Here is a 16,872-nt window from a genome sequence, read left to right on the forward strand (position 1 = left end):
CGTCCGATCACGGCTGATCATGTCTGATCACGTCGAACGACCCAACTCCGAAAGGATGTGGCATGCCCCTCCTTGAACTCTCCGACCTCACCCGGCTGTTGCGCGAGTGCGCGGGCGAGGACGAGGCCGTCGACCTGGACGGCGACGTCCTGGACGTCTCCTTCTACGAGCTCGGCTACGACTCGCTGGCGATCCTCCAGGTCACCGGGCGGATCCAGCGCGAGTACGGCATCGAACTGCCCGAGGAGGCGATCGGCGCCGAGACCCCGCGCGAGTTCCTCGCCGCCGTCCACCAGGTCCAGGCACCCGAGCAGCTCGCCGAGGTCCGCAAGATCGCGGCCGCCTGACCCGTCCGCCCAACCGCCGTCCCCCCCCCCCTGACGCCCCCCACTGCCCCCACCGTCCCCCGGCGCCCCCACGCGCCGGGGGACAGCGCCGTGCGCGGCCCGGGACGCGCGGCCCACCCCACCGCGTTAACCAGGCATGGACCGCACAACGACGAGTTCCGCACCCCCGGAACCGCTGGAATTCCGTTCGTTCGCCACCGCGATGGGTCGCCGGCTGGTGCGAACGGCCTACCTGCTGAACGGCGGTGACGCGCATCTCGCCGAGGACCTCGCCCAGGAGACGCTAGGGCGGATCTACAGCAAGTGGCGCCGGATATCCCGGATGGAGAACCCGGCCGGCTACGCCCAGACCGTGCTCTTCCACACCTTCCTCTCCCATCGCCGGCGCCGTGCGAGCACCGAGCAGGTCACCGACCGCTTCGCGGAGACGGCCGTCAGCGACCCCGACCCGGCCCTGCGCCTCACCCTGCTCCGCGCGCTCGGCCAACTGCCCGTCCAGGACCGCGCGGTCCTGGTCCTGCGGTTCTGGGAGGACCGCAGCGTCGAGGAGACCGCCGCGGTCCTGCGGCTCAGCGCCAGCGGGGTCCGCTCCCGCAGCAGCCGGGCGCTGGACCGGCTGCGTGCCGTGCTCGGCGACCAGTTGGACGAGCTGCCGCGCCCCTGACCCGGCCGCGCCCCTGACCCGGCCCGCCGCCGCCCCGCGCACCATCCACGCCACCGAGAAAGGCCCGCTCCGCCATGCCCTTTGAGGACTCCATCACCGAACTCCTGCGCGAGGCCGCCGACCTCGCTCCCGAGACGCCCGGCGAGCTGCTGGCCGACTCCGGCGAGCGGCGCGGCCGCCGCCGCGTCGCCCGCCGTCGAGCCGCCGTGGCCGGTGGCGTGGCCGTGCTGGCCGTGGCCGGCCTGGCCGTCGGCCAACTGCGCCCCGGCAGCGCCCCGGCGACGCCGGCGAGCCAGCAGAGCACTGCCGCTGCGCCGCAGTCGGCGCTCGCGACGCTCCTCCCGCTGCTCCCGCCGGGCCGGACCAGCGACCAGAACCCCCTTGATCACGTGACCGGCCCCGGGCCGGCGGCGAAGCTCACCTTCGACGACGGCCACGGCGCCACACTGCTGCAACTGTCCACCGCCACGGTCGGCCTGCCGCTCGGTGACGACACCGAGGGCACCCACTGCTCGGACCCGTTCATGGTGCCCACCGAGGGCTGCACCCGGACCGTCCGGCCGGACGGCTCGATCCTGGTCATCGACAAGTCGGCCGCCACGCCCACGAACCCGGTCAAGACCTGGCACGCGGTCTACACCGGCACCGACGGGCGACAGGTACGGCTGGACGAGTCCAACTCCCGCACGATGACGCCTCCGGCCACCCGGGCCGACCCCGCGCTCTCCGCCGACCAGTTGACCGCGGTGGTGACCAGTGGGTCCTGGGACCAGCTGGTCGACGCGGCCCGTCCGGTCTCCGCCCCGTCGTCCGGGCAGGCCTCGCCGAAGGCGCCGCAGCCGGCCGACATCCTGGCCGGCGCCGACCGGCTGCTGCCCGCCGGTGTGCAGCACGACAACGGCTCCACACCGCAGCTCACCGCGGGCGAGGCGCATCTGACGGTCACCGCCGCCGGGCGCAGCAGCGTGCTGCTGATCACGGTCGATCCTCACCTGGGCCAGGGCGCCGGCGATCCCCGGAAGGCCTTCGAGAGCCAGGCCCAGCCCGGCCAGCAGCTGACCCGTGCGGTGAACGGCGGCAGCAGCGTGATCACCTCGACGGCCGACGTCACCACGGGCGGTGGCACCCCCGCCACCCGCTGGACGGTCCAGGTCATGCAGCCGGACGGCACCGGGGTCACCATCAACGAGACCAACGGCACCAACGGCTACGACATCCAGGGCGGCACGCCGGCGCTGACCATCGACCAGCTGACGGCCATCGCCACGAACCCCAGCTGGCAGCAGCACTGACCACCCGTTCGCTGCTACGCACCCCGCGCGGCCTGGTGGGTGCGTAGCAGCGAACCGCTTCGTTCTCTGTAGTTCCAACGGTGTCGCAGGGCCGACTCGTTCCCGCGAGGTGTGTGAGCTTTCCCCTGCCCAGCATGCCTTCTCGCGCCGCTCCGGGTGCCTGCATACTCCGAGTCCTCCCCATTCCCCGACTCAGGACGGCGACCTGTGGCCTCGGCCGACCCGAAGACCGATACCGCGACCACTTCTGACCGATCGTCGGGTGAGGATCCCGGCTCCGCACCCTCCTGGCTGGTCGCCCGCGGCCTGCTGCTGGAGCGCGGGCCGCGCCGCACCCTCGCCACCGCGAGCTTCGTCAACATGGTGGGCAGCGGCGTCTTCATGATCAGTGCGGCGCTCTTCTTCACCCGCTCGGTCGGGCTCTCGCTCTCGCAGGTCGGGGTGGGGATGGGCATCGGCGCGCTGGTCGGGCTGCTCTCCGGGATCCCGGTGGGGCGACTGGCGGATCGGCGCGGGCCGCGCGAGGTCTACCTGATGACGCTCACCGCGCAGGCCCTGGCGATGGCCGCGCTGGTGCTGGTGCACTCGTTCTGGGTCTTCGTCCTCGTGGTCTGCCTCACCGAGCTGGCCGGCTCGGCCAGTCAGGCGGCCCGAGCGCCGCTGACCCGAGGGCTGGCGGGGCCGAAGCCGGCCGCGTTCCGGGCCTACCTGCGGGCGGTGGTCAACCTGGCGGGCAGTCTGGGGGCGGTGCTGGCCGCGCTGGTCGTCCAGTTGGACACCCGCACCGCCTACGTCTGCCTGGTGCTCGGCAACGCGCTCAGCTTCCTGGCCGCCGCCCTGCTGGCCCGCCGGCTGCCGTCCCTGCCGCCGGTTCCGCCGCCGCCCGGGGGCGAACGGATGAGCGCGGCCCGGGACCACCCGTTCCTGGTCTACTCGGTACTGGCCGCGATCACCGCCCTCCAGGGTGATGTGCTGCTCTTCGCGCTGCCGCTGTGGATCGTCGAGCACACCCACGCGCCGCGCTGGCTGGTCGGGGCGAGCGCGCTGGCCAACACCCTGCTGGTGGTGTTCCTACAGGTCCGGGTGAGCCGGGGGATCGACACCAACGCGACCGCCGCCCGTGCCTGGCGCCGCTCGGGGTGGGCGTTCCTGGTCGGGATGACGCTGATCGGGCTGACCGCCGGGCTGCCCGGCGGCCTGGCGGTGCTGCTGATCGCGCTGGGCGCGGGAGTGCACACGGTCGGCGAGATCTGGCAGGCGGCCGGGTCGTTCCAGCTGAAGTACGCCCTGGCACCCGCGCACGCGCAGGGGCAGTACACCGGGATCGCCAGGATCGGCAACGGGCTGGCCGATGTCGCGGCGCCCTCGGTCCTCGGCTACCTGTGCGTCAGCCAGGGCACGTTCGGCTGGCTGCTGATGGGCGGGGTCTTCGTCGCGGCGGGGCTGGCGATCCCGCCCGTGGTCCGGTGGGCCGAGCGGGCGCACCCGGATCGAGTCACCCTGTAGCCGCTGCCGAGTCCGCGCTGTGAAGCTCGCGGCGGTATCGCCTGAGGGGACCCGAGAGGAGCGGCAGCCGATGTCCGAGCAGCAGCCCGAAACCGAGCAGCAGGTGAAGGCCGAGCCACGGCTACACCGGACGGCCCTGGTCACCGGGGGCACCAGCGGGATAGGCCTGGCGTCGGTCGAACTGCTGGCCGAGCAGGGGCACGCGGTCTTCCTCTGCGGTCGGGACGCCGGAGTCGTGCAGAGCGTGGTCGACAAGCTGCGCGGGCGTGGCCTGGAGGTGACCGGCGCCCGCGCCGACGTCCGCTCGGCGGCCGACGTGCGCGCCCTGGTGGAGCAGGCCGTGGCGCTCTACGGACCGGTCAACGTGCTGGTCAACAACGCCGGTCGGGGCGGCGGCGGACGGACCGAGGAGATCCCGGACGAACTCTGGGACGACGTCATCGAGACCAACCTGACCAGCGTCTTCCGCGTCACCCGCGAGGTGCTGACCACCGGTCGGATGCGCGAGGGCGGGCCAGGGCGGGTGATCAGCATCGCCTCCACCGGCGGCAAGCAGGGCGTGCTGCTCGCCGCCCCGTACTCGGCCTCCAAGCACGGCGTGATCGGCTTCACCAAGGCGCTCGGCCTCGAGCTGGCGACCAGCGGCATCACCGTCAACGCGGTCTGCCCCGGGTACGTCGAGACACCGATGGCCGAGCGGGTCCGGCTGGGCTTCGCCGACCACTGGGGCATCACCGAGGCGGAGGTGCTGGCCCGGTTCGAGGCCAAGATCCCGCTCGGCCGCTACACCACCGCCCAGGAGGTGGCCGCGATGGTCGGCTACCTGGCCGGCGAGCACGCTGCCGCGATCACCGCGCAGGCGCTCAACGTCTGTGGTGGGTTGGGCAGTTACTGATCGCCAGTCATCCATCGGAGGGAGAGAGCGGTGGCACTGCTCGGCACCCGGGTCACCCGGCACCGGATCACCGTCGCGGCGAGCCCGGAGCGGGTCTTCGGGCTGATCGCCGACGCGGCCGGCTGGCCGCAGGTCTTCGGCCCCACGGTTCACGTCGAGGTCGGCGAAAGCGACGGTGAAAGCGACCAGGCCGAGCAACTGCTGCGGATCTGGGCCTTCGCCAACGGCGAGGTGCGCGGCTGGACCTCCCGCCGCTCGCTCGACCCGGCCCGCCACCGGGTCGCCTTCCGCCAGCTGGTCTCCTCGCCGCCGGTCGCCCGGATGGGCGGCGTGTGGCAGGTCACCGCGGTCGAGGGCGGCAGCGAGGTGGTCCTGCTGCACGACTTCGAGGCCGTCGCCGACGACCCGGACGCGGAGCGCTGGATCGAGCAGGCGATCGACCACAACAGCACCGCCGAGCTGCGCGCACTCGTGGCGGCCGCGGCGGCGCCGGACGACGGTGCCGCCGACGCACCGCGGTTCACCTTCCGCGACTCGGTACGGATCGACGGCGCCGCGGCGGACGTCTTCGACTTCCTCGACCGGGCCGACCGGTGGCCGATCCGGCTGCCGCACGTGGCCCGCGTCGACTTCAGCGAGCGGGGCGGTGTGCAGTACCTGGAGATGGACACCCGGGCCCCGGACGGCGGCGTGCACACCACCAGTTCGGTCCGGCTCTCCTTCGCCGACCGCGCCACCATCGTCTACAAGCAGGTCAAGGTGCCACCCGTGATGGCCGCGCACACCGGCCGCTGGGTGATCGAGGCGGCCCCGGACGGCGGCCCCGGCCTGCTCGCGACCTCCTGGCACACCGTCACCCTCGACCCGGCGGGCATCGCCGAACTGCTCGGCCCGGACGCCACGGTGGCCCAGGCCCGCGAGCGGGTCCGGTACGCGCTGGGCACCAACAGCGCCACCACGCTGCGCCACGCCAAGGAGTTCGCCGAACGCCGCCGTACCGGCCGCTGAGCCTGCCGCCGACCCCCCGACCCCCCGCACACCAGGAGGCGCCCGATGCTCACCGTCCCGCCCGGCACGGTCGACGTGCTGCTCGCCGGGTCCGCCCGTCGCCACCCCGGCCACCCCGCGCTGCACACCGCCACCGGGGAGTTGAGCTTCGCCGAGCTGGACCGCCGGGTCGACGTCTGGGCCGGGCAGTTGGTGAACGGGCTCGGCCGCGACGGCGTTCGGATCGCCGTCTCCTCCCTGCTGCACCCGGACTTCCCGGTCGGCTACTACGCGGTGCTGCGCAGCGGCAACACCGTGGTGCCGCTCAACCCGTTGCTGCCGGATCCGGCGCTGCGCCACCTGCTGGCCGCCGCCAAGGTCGCCGTCGCGCTGGTCGGCCCCGAGCTGGCCGATCGGCTGGCCGCACTGCGTGCCGAACTCCCTTCGCTGGAGCAGGTGCTGGTGATCGGCGGGGATCGTCCGGTGGACCTGGCGCCAGGTCGGCTGCGCGGCACCGTGCCCTCGGACGCAGCCCAGCCGGCGGTGAGCGTGCTGCCGGCGGTGATCGGCTTCACCAGCGGCACCACCGGACCGGCCAAGGCCGTCGCGCTCGGCCACCACGCGATCAAGTCCTGCGCCGCCCAGTTCGCCCATACCCACCGGGTGGACGCCGCCTCGACGCTCTTCGCGCAGCTGCCGATCTTCTCCCCGCTGCACCTCAACGCGGCGGTGTTCGCCGGAGCCGCGCAGGTGCTCGGGCCGGGTGGTCTGGGCGGCAGCGCCGCCGAGACGGTCGAGCTGGCCGACCGCTACGGGGCCACCCACTACTACGCGCTCCCGGTGACGCTGGCCAGGCTGGCCGCCGACCCGGGGCTCGAAGCGCTCAAGTTCCGTACCGTGCGCCAGATCGCGGCCGGCAACGCGACCCTGCCCGCCCCCGTGGTGCGCACCCTCGCCGCGCAGTTCGGCGTCCCCGTCTTCCAGGGTTATGGGCTCACCGAGGCCGCCTACCTGCTGCACTCCGACGGCCCGGTCGACCCGCGCCCCGGCTCGGCCGGTCCGGCGCTGCCCGACACCCGCTCGCAGGTGGTCGACCTGGTCACCCGGCGCCCGCTGCCGCCCGGAGTGGCGGGCGAACTCCTGGTCCAGGGAGCGCAGTTGATGCTCGGCTACCTGGACCGCCCGGACCTCGAACCGTTCGACGCCGACGGCTGGTTCGCCACCGGCGACGTGGTGCGGCTGGACGCGGACGGCTACCTGTACGTGCTGGACCGGGTGGCCGACGTCTTCCACCGCGCCGGCGAGTTGGTCTGCCCCTCGGTGCTGGAACGGGCACTGCTGGCGCACCCGTTGGTGCGCGACGCCGCCGTGGTGGACGGCCGGGACGCGGTCGGCGATCCGGCCCCGATGGCCTTCGTCGTCCTCGCCGAGCCCACCGCCGAGCCCACCGCCGAGCCCACCGCCGAGCCCACCGCCGAGCCCACCGCCGAGCCCACCGCCGAGCCCACCGTCGTGGTCGCCGAACTCCCCGCCATCCTTGCCGAGGTCAACGCCGAACTCCCCACCGCCCAGCGGATCGTCCACGCCGAGCCGCTGCCCGCGATCCCGCGCCAGCCGACCAACGGCAAGGTGAACCGTGCCGCGCTGCGCGCCGAACTGCGGGCCCGCACGGACCATCTCCACGAGCAGCTGGCGCAGTTCTACGCCCGCCAGGCGCAGGCCGTGGACGACGGTCAACTGGACGTCTACGGCGCCACCTTCCACCCCGAGGCCGAGTTCGCCGCCGCCGGCTCCCCGGATGCGTTGCGCGGCCGGGGAGCCATCGTCGAGCACAGCCGGCGCAAGCGTGCCGAGCGCGCGGCCACCGGCCAGGTCAACCGCCACCTGATCAGCGGACTGACCGTGCGGCGGCACGGTGACGGCCGGCTGATCGCCGAGGCTCATTCGCTGATCGTCGCCACCCTGCCGGGCGAGCGCCCGTCCGTCCTGGCGGGTGCCCGGCTGACCGACGAACTGGTCTGGAGTGCCACCGCCGGCTGGCAGGTGACGAAGCGTCTGATCACCTCCGACCGGTCCTGACCAGCCCTGGCGTCACCAGGCCCAGGGCGGCCCCGGCTCAGGCCGGGGCCGCCCTGTCCGACCGGCCGCCCCGTCAGTCGCCGTCCGCGACATGCGCGACCGCCCGGGTCCACCCCGCGCCCGCCCGGGCGATCTTGACCGGGAAGCAGCTCACCGTGAAGCCGTACGGCCGCGGCAGGGCCGCCAGTCCGGCCAGCCGCTCGATCTGGCAGTACTCCTGCTCCCGCCCGGCGAAGTGGGCCGGCCAGAGCACCGAGCGGTCCCCGGTGGCGCGGTAGCGGGTGATGATGTCGCCGAACGGCGCGTCCAGGCTGAACGCGTCGGTGCCGATCACCCGGATGCCCAGGTCGAGCAGGAACCGGGTGGCCGAGCCGTCCAGGCCGGTGAACTCGGTGAAATAGCGCTGGGTGCCGCCCCATTGGTCGGCGCCGGTGTGCAGCAGCGCGATGTCCAGCGGCCGCGGCCGGTAGCCGATCCGGTCCAGCGCGGCGCGCAGGTCGGCGGCGTCGGCCACCGCGCGCCCCTGCTCCCGGTGCCCCCGCAGATCCAGCACGAAGCCGGGCCGGTGGAACCAGTCCAGCGGCAGCTGGTCGACGGTCCGCCCCTCGGTGCCGTCCGCCCGGGTGCCGTAGTGCGCGGGCGCGTCGACGTGGGTCCCGGTGTGCGTGGTCAGCGACATCATGTCGTTGGTCAGGAACTCGCCGCCCGGCAGCTCCTCGGGGGAGAAGTCGACGCCGAACGCGGTCCGCATCCCCTCCGTCATGTGCATGGCGCCCTCGGCGGCCGACAGGATGGTGTGGGTGATCGGGTCGGGTTCCCAGAGGTGGGCGTCCACCGTGGCGGACAGGTCGATCAGCGGCATGAGGTCCCTCCCAGGGCGTGCGGCCGGCCCGTCCAGCATCGGCCGCCGCCCTCGAACGGAACTCGAACTCGCTCGAACGTGACCCGAACAGAGCCCGATGACAGGACTCCACCGCATCTCCAGCGCCCCGCGCCACCCTGCACCGCATGCAGGCTGAGCACGTGTATTCGGGGATCCTGGACTTCTACGCCCGCCAGATGCAGACCATCGACGAGGGCGATGCCGTGGGCTGGGCGGCCACCTTCACCGAGGACGGCGTCTTCGCCTCCAGCGGCCTGCCCGAGCCGGTGCGCGGCCGGGCCGCGATCGAGGCGGGCACCCTGGCGAACGTCGCCGCGCGCCGGGCCGAGCGAGTGACGCACCGTCATCTCCTCAGCGCGCTCGTGGTGCGGCCCAGGGGCGCGGACGAGGTCTTCGCCCGCTCCTACGTCCTGGTGCTGGAGAGCAGGGGGCCCGACGCGCCGCGGCCGTTCGTCAGCACCGTGCTGGAGGACGTCCTGGTCCGCCGGGACGCCGCCGCCGACTGGCAGGTGCGCAGTCGATCCGTGCTGCGGGACGACCGTCCGTCCATCCGTACCTCAGGAACAGGTGAGCCATGACCACCATGATCAGCACCGACGAGGACACCCTGCGCGCCCGTACCGCCGAGTTGCGGGCGCTGCGCGAGCGGGTCCGGCAGGGCCCCAGCCGGCAGGCGACCGAGGCGCAGCATGCCAAGGGCAAGCTGACGGCCCATGAACGGATCGAGCTTTTGCTGGACGAGGGCTCCTTCCACGAGGTCGAGGGGTTACGCCGGCACCGCGCCACCGGGTTCGGCCTGGAGGACCGGAAGCCGCACGGCGACGGCGTGATCACCGGGTGGGGGCTGGTCCGCGGGCGGACCGTCTTCGTCTACGCGCACGACTTCCGGATCTTCGGCGGCGCGCTGGGCGAGGCGCACGCGCAGAAGATCCACAAGATCATGGACATGGCCATCGCGGCCGGTGCCCCGCTGGTCTCGCTCAACGACGGTGCCGGCGCCCGGATCCAGGAGGGCGTCACCGCGCTGGCCGGCTACGGCGGCATCTTCCAGCGCAACGTCAAGGCCTCCGGCGTGATCCCGCAGATCTCCGTGATGCTCGGGCCCTGCGCGGGCGGTGCGGCCTACAGCCCCGCGCTGACCGACTTCGTCTTCATGGTCCGCGAGACCTCGCAGATGTTCATCACCGGACCGGACGTGGTCCAGGCCGTCACCGGCGAGAAGATCAGCCAGAACGGCCTGGGCGGCGCCGACGTGCACGGCAGCGTCTCGGGCGTGGCCCACTTCGTCTACGACGACGAGCAGTCCTGCCTGGAAGAGGTCCGCTACCTGCTCTCGCTGCTGCCGCAGAACAACCGTGAGACGCCGCCCGTGGTGCTCTGCGACGACCCGGTGGACCGGCGCACCGAGGTCCTGCTCGACATGGTCCCCGCCTCCGGCTGCCGCCCGTACGACATGCGCCGGGTGGTCGAGGAGATCGTCGACCACGGCGAGTTCCTGGAGATCCACGAGAGTTGGGCCACCAGCGTGCTGATCGTGCTGGCCCGGATCGAGGGGCGGGTGGTGGGCATCGTCGCCAACCAGCCGCAGAACCTGGCCGGCGTGCTGGACATCCACTCCTCGGAGAAGGCGGCCCGCTTCGTGCAGATGTGCGACGCGTTCAGCATCCCGCTGGTCACCCTGGTGGACGTGCCCGGCTTCCTGCCGGGCCGCGACCAGGAGCACGGCGGCATCATCCGGCACGGCGCCAAGCTGCTCTACGCCTACTGCAACGCCACCGTGCCGCGGATCCAGCTGATCATGCGCAAGGCGTACGGCGGCGCCTACATCGTGATGGACTCCCGCTCGGTCGGCGCCGACCTCTCCTACGCCTGGCCGACCAACGAGATCGCCGTGATGGGCGCCGAGGGCGCGGCCAACGTGGTCTTCCGCCGCGAGATCGCCGCCTCGGACGACCCCGACGCGACCCGGGAGCGCCGGGTGAAGGAGTACCGCGAGGAGCTGATGCACCCCTACTACGCGGCCGAGCGCGGCCTGGTGGACGACGTCATCGACCCCGCCGAGACCCGCTCCGTGCTCGCCCACGCCCTCGCCGTCCTGCGCGGCAAGCACACCGATCTGCCGGCCCGCAAGCACGCCAACCCCCCGATGTGAGGAACGAGATGCTGACCCTTCAGGTCCTGCACGGCAATCCCACGCCCGACGAACTCGCCGCGCTGACCGCCGTCCTGCTGGCCCGGGCGGCCCAGGCGGCCCACCCCGCGATCGCGGCCACCACCCGCTCGCACGCGCACACCCCGCACCGCCGCCGCACCTCGTGGCGGATGGCCACCAGCTACCGGCCGCCGGCGGCCTGGGCTTCGGTGAGCTGAGCTTCGGTGGGGTGAGCCGGACCAGGTGGAGCGCGTCCAGGCTCACCCTCGCGAGTCCAACCCCTATGCCTCGGGCAACGGCTGGACGGTCAGGTGGTAGTCCTGCCGGATCCGCCCGTCCTCGTCCAGCACGAGGAAGACCCGGGCGGCCCAGGCCACTTCACCGACCTGAGGGCCCTTGGCATAGGTCAGCTGGATGGTGAACATGACCACGTCGCCGTGAACGGTGACGTGGTCATCGTCCGTGACGTGGTACTCACCGGGGGCGACGAGCAGCCCGTACGCCTCCGCGACCCGGTCCACCAGCCCGGCGTGGCCGCGGAACTGGACGCCCTCGACGAACTCGACGCCGTCCGAGGCCCACAACTCGGCGACGGCGCGCTCGCGGACGGCGGCGTCCGGCTCGCTCCAGACGGCGGTGTAGCGTTCCACGATCTGGTCGACGTCCGTGGTGGTGATCTGCGGCATGGTCGGTCAACTCCCTTGCTCGGTGCATGTCTCGGTGCGTGTCTCGGTGCGTGTCTTGGTAGGTGTTCGGCCGGGATCCGGCCGTGGTCACCAGCGTCCGGGCGGTCGTCGCGGGAGGGTCAAGGGGATCATCGCGCCGGACTCTCCCCCTGGGGGAGGGCGCACAATCGCGGAGTGACGAGCTACCTGTCGATCGGCGATTTCGCGCGCGCGACCCACCTGACGGTCAAGACCCTGCGCCACTACCACGAGATCGGCCTGCTGGAACCAGCCGAGGTCGACCCGCAGACCGGGTATCGGCGCTACTCGGTCGAGCAACTCCCCACGGCCCAGGTGGTGCGCCGCTTCCGGGACCTCGGGATGCCGCTGGAGGAGGTCAGGACCGTCCTGGCCGCCTCGGACGTGGCGGCCCGCAACCGGCACATCAGCGCGCATCTGAGCCGGTTGGAGGAGGAGTTGGGCCGCACGCGGCGCGCGGTCGCGGCGCTGCGTGACCTGCTGACGCCGCCCGGGCCAGAGGACGCACCTGCGATCGAGCTGCGCAGCGTCGGCGCGATCCAGGCCGCGGCGGTCACCGCGACGGTCCAGGTCCAGGACGTCGGAGCCTGGTTCCAGGGCGCCCTCGGCGAGCTGTTCGCGACCGTGGCGAGCCAGGGGCTGCGGGAGACCGGCCCCGCCGGCGGCGTGTACGCGGATGAGGTGTTCACCCTGCACGAGGGGCAGGTCACCATCTTCGTCCCCTGCGACGGTCCCGTCCGGCCGGTCGGCAGGGTTGAACCGCTGCTCGTGCCGCCGGTGGAGCTCGCCGTGATCGAGCACTGCGGCCCGCCGTCCGAGGTCGACCGTGCTTACGGCGCGCTGGCCGGCTACGTCTCACGCCACGCGCTCGCCGTCGATGGCCCGATCCGTGAGTACTACCTGGTCGGCCGGCGGCAGACCCCGGACAGCGCGCTGTGGCGCACCGAGGTCTGCTGGCCGGTCTTCCGCACCGGCGTCGCTGCCCATGGCAGCGCAGCCGAGCCGTCCGAAACGGCGTAGCGCCGTAACGGCGTCGGCTACCTGCAAGGCAGGTAGCCGACAGTTCAGTTGCCCCGCCCCAGCTGCCTGAAGCTTCCTCGGCACCCGAGACGGCGGTGGGCCACCCCGACCGGGGCAGCCCACCGCTGATGAGGACTCAGGTCAGAGCAGCACCGCCTCCGGCTCGGCGGCCTCGGCTGCGGCAGCCGCCGCCTCCAGGTCCGCCGTCACCGCCGCCTCGCCACGGCTGTGCGACAGGTCGGGCAGCCAGGTCAGCCAACTCGGCAGGTACCAGTTGCGGTCGCCCAGCAGCGCCATCACAGCGGGCAGCAGCACCCCGCGGATGATCGAGGCGTCGAGGAAGACCGCCACGCCGAGGCCGACGCCGATCTCCTTCATCGAGACCACCGTGAGCGTGCCGAAGATGGCGAACACGCCCACCATGATCACGGCCGCGCTGGTGATCACCCCGGCCGTGCTGCCGATGCCGTGGGCGATCGCGTCCCGGGTGGCGAGCCCCTTGTCGCGGCCCTCCTTGATCCGGGAGACCACGAAGACGTGGTAGTCCATGCTGAGGCCGAAGAGGATGACGAAGAGGAAGAGCGGCAGCCAGGACTCGATCGCGCCCACCTTGTGCGAACCGAGCACCGAGGCTCCCACACCGTGCTGGAAGACCAGGGTCAGCACGCCGTAGGCGGCGCCCACCGAGAGCAGGTTGAGCACCACCGCGGTGACGGCGATGACCAGCGAGCGGAACGACAGCAGCATCAGCACGAAGGCCAGCACCAGCACGAACCCGAAGACCGGCAGCACGCTGCTGCTGAGCTGGTGGTTGAAGTCGATCGAGGTCGCGGTCGAGCCGCCGACGGCCACCTCGGTGCCCGCCACCGTACCGAGCGTGTGCGGGATGACGGTGTCACGCAGTGCCTTCACCGCGTTGACGCTGGCGTTGTCGGTACCGGTACCGGCCAGCGAGAGGTTGATGACGGCGACGCCCTGCTGCGGGTGCAGCGCCACCGAGACCGGCTGGTGCACCTGACCGGTGGCCAGCGCCTCGCGCTGGAAATCGGTGATCGCCTGGGTGACGGCCGGGCTCGAGACGTCCTGCGCCTTGAGCACGACCTGGGCCGGCAACGGGTTGCCCGGGAAGGCCTGCTGGATCCGGTCGCCGGTCGCCACCACGGCGTTGCCGCTGGGCAGTTCCTGGGCCGCGCTGAGCTGCGCGGTGTGCATCCCGAAGACCGGCACGGCCAGCGCCAGCAGCACCCCGGCGGCGAGCACGGTGGAGAGCAGCGGCTTGCCGAGCACGCCGCGGATGATGGCGGCCCAGACGCGGCTGCCGCCGGCCGGGCTGTTCCGGCGCATCCGGGAGAGCAGCGGCACCCGGCCCTTCTCCACCCGGTCGCCGAGCATCGAGAGCAGCGCGGGCAGCACGGTCACCGAGCCGAGCACCGCGACGATGACGACCAGAATGGTGGCCAGACCCATCGCCTGGAAGGTGGCGATGCCGGTGAGGAACATGCCGGCCATCGCGACCGCCACGGTCAGGCCGGAGACCAGCACCGAGTGCCCCGAGGTGGCGGCGGCGATCCGCAGCGCCGTCCCGGCGTCGCGTCCGGCCGCCCGTTCCTCGCGCTCGCGGCGGATGTAGAAGAGGCAGTAGTCGACGCCGACCGCGAGGCCGACCAGCAGCATCACCGAGCTGGCGTTGTCGTCGGTGGGCACCAGGTGGCTGCTGAGCGCGACCAGGCCGAACGCGGCGGTGAACGCGGTGACCGCGAGCGCGACCGGCAGCACGGCGGCGACCAGCGCGCCGAAGACCACCAGCAGGATGCCCAGTGCCAGCGGCACGGCGGTCCACTCGGCCTGGCTGAAGTCGTTGGTGAAGATGTCGTTGAAGGCCTTCTTCGCCCCGGCGTCGCCGAACTCCTGGACCAGCAGCCCGGGCTGGGCCGCCTGGACCTTGGTGACGGCGGTCAGTACCGGCTGCACCCGGTCCGCGGCGGTGTCCGGGTCGCCGCTCATCGAGAAGGTGATCAGCGCCGAGTGCCGGTCGGCGGAGATCGCGCCGCTGTCGTACGGGCTCTGCAGACCGGTCACCGTGCCGGTGCCCTGGACGGCGGCCGTGGCCTGGTCGACGGCGGTGTGGAAGCGCTGGTCGTCGGCGGTGAACTGGCTGCTCTGGATGAGGACGGTCTCGGCGGCGGGTGTGCGCAGCCCGGCGTCGGCAAGGATCTTGACGGCCCGTCCGGACTCGCCGACGCCGTTGTCGACATCCGTCGACTTGGCGGTCCCGACCGCGGTTCCGATCATGGTCGCGAGGACGACGGCGAGCAGCCAGCCCCAGACGGCGGTCTTGCGGTGGCGGGTGCTCCAGTCGCCGATCGCGACGGCGAGTCCGGGCTTGCGGGTCGGCTTGTCGGGTGCGTTGGAGCCGGGCGGACTGGCGCTCGGCCGTCCGGTCGGCCTTGTGGTCGGCCTTGTGGTCACGATGCCCTCCTGGAGGGACGGGTCGGGGAGCCGGCCCGACAGGTGGTCCCGCCGGGCAAGGGGGCTTGCGCGGAGCGCGGCATCCTCCAGGGTGCGCGGGTGAACTTGAGCCCCGGTCGAGTGGCTTACGCACAGCTGACTGATCGTCACGTGAACGTTCTGGTTCGCACGGGCTCGACCGGCCGTCAAGTCCGGCCCCAGAGCCCACGGGTACCATCCCGCAGCCGTTGCGCGTGGTGGCCCCTCAGGCGCGGCGGATCGTGATGTCGCCGAGGCCGGTACGGGCCCGCACCTCGACCGTCTCGTCGGTGGCCTCGGGCCCGTCGGTGGCCCCGAGGGTGTTGTGCACCCGGCCCAGGCCGGTGTTGACGTCGAGCCAGGCGGCGGTGGCCTCCCGGATTCCGACCTCCAGGTCACCGGCGCCGGTCTGCAGCAGGATCTGACCGCGTGCGACGTCGTCGACCCGGATGTCGCCGTGGGCGGACTTGGCCTGGACGCCCGAGCGCGCGATGCCGACCACGATCCGGCCGTTGGAGGAGTTCACCCGCAGGTCGCCGGTGACCTCGCCCACCACCGTCTCGCCGTTGAGGTTCTTCACCGTGGCCGTGCCGGTGACCTCGCCGATCGCGACCCGGCCCGAACCGGTCACTTCGGCGTCGCCCGCCACACGGTCCACCTGGACCCGGCCGTGCGCGGTCCTCAGCCGCACGCCGGCGGCCTCGTCCAACTGGATGTCGCCGGCCGACGTCTTCAACGTGCAGTCCCCGAGCCGGCCTTCGCCGGTGAAGTCGGCCATCGGCGAGTTGCCGTGGATCGCCGAGCCGGTCGGCAGCGCGATGCTGATGTCCAGCGAACCGCTTCGGCCGAACAGCGACCGCTTTCGGGGACCCTTGATCAGCAGGGTGCCGTCCGTGTAGCCGACCTTGGTCTGCTGCGCGGCCCGCACGTCGGCCTCCTCGGTGGGGCTGCTCGGCTGCACCGTCACGACGGTGGTGGCGCGCTTGCTCGCGGTGATCCGTACCGAGCCGATGTCGAACTCGAGGTTCACGGAGATCGGTTCGGGGGTGTCGAATTCAGGCATGGCTGTCCCGTCCTCTTGGCTCGGTGATTCGTTTCCGCCGGTGGCGGGGTGAACGGTGAAAGTGGCGGCGAAGCGCGACGAAGGCTCGATGGACCAGCGGGCTAGCGCACCCAGCCGGTGTACCCCTGCTGGCGCCAGTGCCGACTGCCGCCCGGGCGGCCACGGTCGCCGGGATCCAGCGCGGTGGCCACGGCGCGCACCAGCCAGGCGTTGCCCGAGAGGCCTTCCTGTGCCGCCGCCTCCTCGAGCCGGGCTTTGAGATGGGCGGGGAGGCGGAAGTTGATCCGCGCCATCCCGCCCTCGTCCCCCTCCGGAGCGACTGCGGCCGTGGCTGCCGCCACGCTCGGCGCGGGTGGCGCCGCCGGCCCGCTGTCGGGCCCGCCCGGGTGCTCGTAGGCCGGCCGGCTCGGCGGTGTCACCACGAATTCCGGATCGAGCCCGCGCAGCCGCAGATCCACCGAGCCGGGTGCCAACTCCAGTGTCACCTCGCCCATGGCGGCCGAGAGCGCGCTCAGCAGGACGAGGCGAGCGGCTGACTCCAGCGGTGCGGTGAGCCGCTCGGCCAGGGCGCGGGTCTCATCTCCGCCCGCGTCCGCGGCGACCGCGAGTTCATGGCGGAGGTTGTCGATGTACGGCGTGAGGTCCATGACGCCATCGTGGCGCATCGATGGCGCCACTGCAAACATCATGCCGCCAAATGGGTGCCATATTGGCTCCATTGCTTCGCCGGTCCAACATCTCGGGGGCGTTGTGCCACCCCGGCGCCCGGACCTCCTGGGAGCACCGAAGGCGT

The 16,872-nt window shown here is 72.5% G+C and carries 16 protein-coding genes; 11 read left to right on the plus strand and 5 right to left on the minus strand.

Annotated features, from left to right (window positions below; translation table 11 throughout):
• Positions 1 to 62: 62 nt before the first annotated feature.
• The 7 genes from P3T41_RS25340 to P3T41_RS25370 all read left to right on the plus strand — a co-directional run bounded on the left by P3T41_RS25340 (position 63) and on the right by P3T41_RS25370 (position 7,770).
• Positions 63 to 347, plus strand: a complete 285-nt coding sequence (locus P3T41_RS25340; protein WP_280692625.1) for an acyl carrier protein — start codon at positions 63 to 65, stop codon at positions 345 to 347.
• Between the two features lie 136 nt (positions 348 to 483).
• Positions 484 to 1,011 (plus strand): SigE family RNA polymerase sigma factor, encoded by a 528-nt coding sequence (locus tag P3T41_RS25345; RefSeq protein ID WP_280692627.1) that lies wholly within the window; start codon positions 484 to 486, stop codon positions 1,009 to 1,011.
• Positions 1,012 to 1,085: 74 nt separating this feature from the next.
• Positions 1,086 to 2,303 carry a hypothetical protein gene (locus P3T41_RS25350; RefSeq protein WP_280692629.1) on the plus strand — a complete coding sequence of 406 codons (1,218 nt, stop codon included), beginning with the start codon at positions 1,086 to 1,088 and terminating at the stop codon, positions 2,301 to 2,303.
• 207 nt (positions 2,304 to 2,510) lie between these two features.
• A complete protein-coding gene (locus P3T41_RS25355) occupies positions 2,511 to 3,809 on the plus strand; it encodes an MFS transporter (protein WP_280692631.1) in 1,299 nt (432 codons plus the stop codon).
• Between the two features lie 70 nt (positions 3,810 to 3,879).
• Complete coding sequence (locus P3T41_RS25360) at positions 3,880 to 4,704, plus strand: SDR family NAD(P)-dependent oxidoreductase (protein WP_280692632.1); 825 nt, start codon at positions 3,880 to 3,882, stop codon at positions 4,702 to 4,704.
• 30 nt (positions 4,705 to 4,734) lie between these two features.
• Entirely contained in the window at positions 4,735 to 5,712 is a 978-nt protein-coding gene (locus tag P3T41_RS25365) for an aromatase/cyclase (protein WP_280692634.1), read from the plus strand.
• A gap of 45 nt (positions 5,713 to 5,757) precedes the next feature.
• Positions 5,758 to 7,770: an AMP-binding protein gene (locus tag P3T41_RS25370; protein ID WP_280692636.1), complete on the plus strand. Its 2,013-nt coding sequence runs from the start codon at positions 5,758 to 5,760 to the stop codon at positions 7,768 to 7,770.
• A gap of 73 nt (positions 7,771 to 7,843) precedes the next feature.
• On the opposite strand, the gene P3T41_RS25375 is transcribed toward P3T41_RS25370, so the two are convergent.
• Positions 7,844 to 8,632: a cyclase family protein gene (locus P3T41_RS25375; RefSeq protein WP_280692637.1), complete on the minus strand. Its 789-nt coding sequence runs from the start codon at positions 8,630 to 8,632 to the stop codon at positions 7,844 to 7,846.
• Between the two features lie 146 nt (positions 8,633 to 8,778).
• Between P3T41_RS25375 and P3T41_RS25380 the strand changes: the two genes are divergently transcribed.
• The 3 genes from P3T41_RS25380 to P3T41_RS25390 are packed head-to-tail and all read left to right on the plus strand — an operon-like array spanning position 8,779 to position 11,023.
• On the plus strand, positions 8,779 to 9,231 hold the full coding sequence (locus tag P3T41_RS25380) for a nuclear transport factor 2 family protein (protein WP_280692639.1): 453 nt from the start codon (positions 8,779 to 8,781) through the stop codon (positions 9,229 to 9,231).
• Complete coding sequence (locus tag P3T41_RS25385) at positions 9,228 to 10,805, plus strand: acyl-CoA carboxylase subunit beta (protein WP_280692641.1); 1,578 nt, start codon at positions 9,228 to 9,230, stop codon at positions 10,803 to 10,805. Before P3T41_RS25380 ends, P3T41_RS25385 begins: the two co-directional genes overlap by 4 nt.
• 8 nt (positions 10,806 to 10,813) lie before the next feature.
• Positions 10,814 to 11,023: an acyl-CoA carboxylase epsilon subunit gene (locus P3T41_RS25390; protein WP_280692643.1), complete on the plus strand. Its 210-nt coding sequence runs from the start codon at positions 10,814 to 10,816 to the stop codon at positions 11,021 to 11,023.
• Between the two features lie 63 nt (positions 11,024 to 11,086).
• On the opposite strand, the gene P3T41_RS25395 is transcribed toward P3T41_RS25390, so the two are convergent.
• Positions 11,087 to 11,491: a nuclear transport factor 2 family protein gene (locus P3T41_RS25395; RefSeq protein WP_280692645.1), complete on the minus strand. Its 405-nt coding sequence runs from the start codon at positions 11,489 to 11,491 to the stop codon at positions 11,087 to 11,089.
• A 174-nt stretch (positions 11,492 to 11,665) separates the two neighbouring features.
• Between P3T41_RS25395 and P3T41_RS25400 the strand changes: the two genes are divergently transcribed.
• A complete protein-coding gene (locus tag P3T41_RS25400; protein WP_280692647.1) occupies positions 11,666 to 12,529 on the plus strand; it encodes a MerR family transcriptional regulator in 864 nt (287 codons plus the stop codon).
• Between the two features lie 141 nt (positions 12,530 to 12,670).
• Here P3T41_RS25400 and P3T41_RS25405 read toward each other — a convergent pair whose 3' ends face one another.
• From P3T41_RS25405 to P3T41_RS25415, 3 genes are all read right to left on the minus strand, one after another.
• On the minus strand, positions 12,671 to 14,998 hold the full coding sequence (locus P3T41_RS25405; protein WP_280692649.1) for an MMPL family transporter: 2,328 nt from the start codon (positions 14,996 to 14,998) through the stop codon (positions 12,671 to 12,673).
• A 244-nt stretch (positions 14,999 to 15,242) separates the two neighbouring features.
• Positions 15,243 to 16,079 (minus strand): DUF4097 family beta strand repeat-containing protein, encoded by an 837-nt coding sequence (locus tag P3T41_RS25410; protein WP_280692651.1) that lies wholly within the window; start codon positions 16,077 to 16,079, stop codon positions 15,243 to 15,245.
• A 101-nt stretch (positions 16,080 to 16,180) separates the two neighbouring features.
• The gene (locus P3T41_RS25415; RefSeq protein WP_280692653.1) at positions 16,181 to 16,726 is read right to left on the minus strand and encodes a hypothetical protein; all 546 of its coding nucleotides are present in this window, start codon (positions 16,724 to 16,726) and stop codon (positions 16,181 to 16,183) included.
• Between the last annotated feature and the right edge of the window lie 146 nt (positions 16,727 to 16,872).

Origin of the sequence: Kitasatospora sp. GAS204B, from assembly GCF_029892155.1 — a bacterium.
GTDB lineage: Bacteria > Actinomycetota > Actinomycetes > Streptomycetales > Streptomycetaceae > Kitasatospora.

Bases quoted from the DNA above. Each gene is read 5' to 3' on its own strand.
- P3T41_RS25375 (WP_280692637.1), bottom strand. From the start codon at position 8,632: ATGCCGCTGATCGACCTGTCCGCCACGGTGGACGCCCACCTCTGGGAA.
- P3T41_RS25415 (WP_280692653.1), bottom strand. From the start codon at position 16,726: ATGGACCTCACGCCGTACATCGACAACCTCCGCCATGAACTCGCGGTC.
- P3T41_RS25385 (WP_280692641.1), top strand. From the start codon at position 9,228: ATGACCACCATGATCAGCACCGACGAGGACACCCTGCGCGCCCGTACC.
- P3T41_RS25370 (WP_280692636.1), top strand. From the start codon at position 5,758: ATGCTCACCGTCCCGCCCGGCACGGTCGACGTGCTGCTCGCCGGGTCC.
- P3T41_RS25390 (WP_280692643.1), top strand. From the start codon at position 10,814: ATGCTGACCCTTCAGGTCCTGCACGGCAATCCCACGCCCGACGAACTC.
- P3T41_RS25345 (WP_280692627.1), top strand. From the start codon at position 484: ATGGACCGCACAACGACGAGTTCCGCACCCCCGGAACCGCTGGAATTC.
- P3T41_RS25350 (WP_280692629.1), top strand. From the start codon at position 1,086: ATGCCCTTTGAGGACTCCATCACCGAACTCCTGCGCGAGGCCGCCGAC.
- P3T41_RS25395 (WP_280692645.1), bottom strand. From the start codon at position 11,491: ATGCCGCAGATCACCACCACGGACGTCGACCAGATCGTGGAACGCTAC.
- P3T41_RS25340 (WP_280692625.1), top strand. From the start codon at position 63: ATGCCCCTCCTTGAACTCTCCGACCTCACCCGGCTGTTGCGCGAGTGC.
- P3T41_RS25410 (WP_280692651.1), bottom strand. From the start codon at position 16,079: ATGCCTGAATTCGACACCCCCGAACCGATCTCCGTGAACCTCGAGTTC.
- P3T41_RS25360 (WP_280692632.1), top strand. From the start codon at position 3,880: ATGTCCGAGCAGCAGCCCGAAACCGAGCAGCAGGTGAAGGCCGAGCCA.
- P3T41_RS25380 (WP_280692639.1), top strand. From the start codon at position 8,779: ATGCAGGCTGAGCACGTGTATTCGGGGATCCTGGACTTCTACGCCCGC.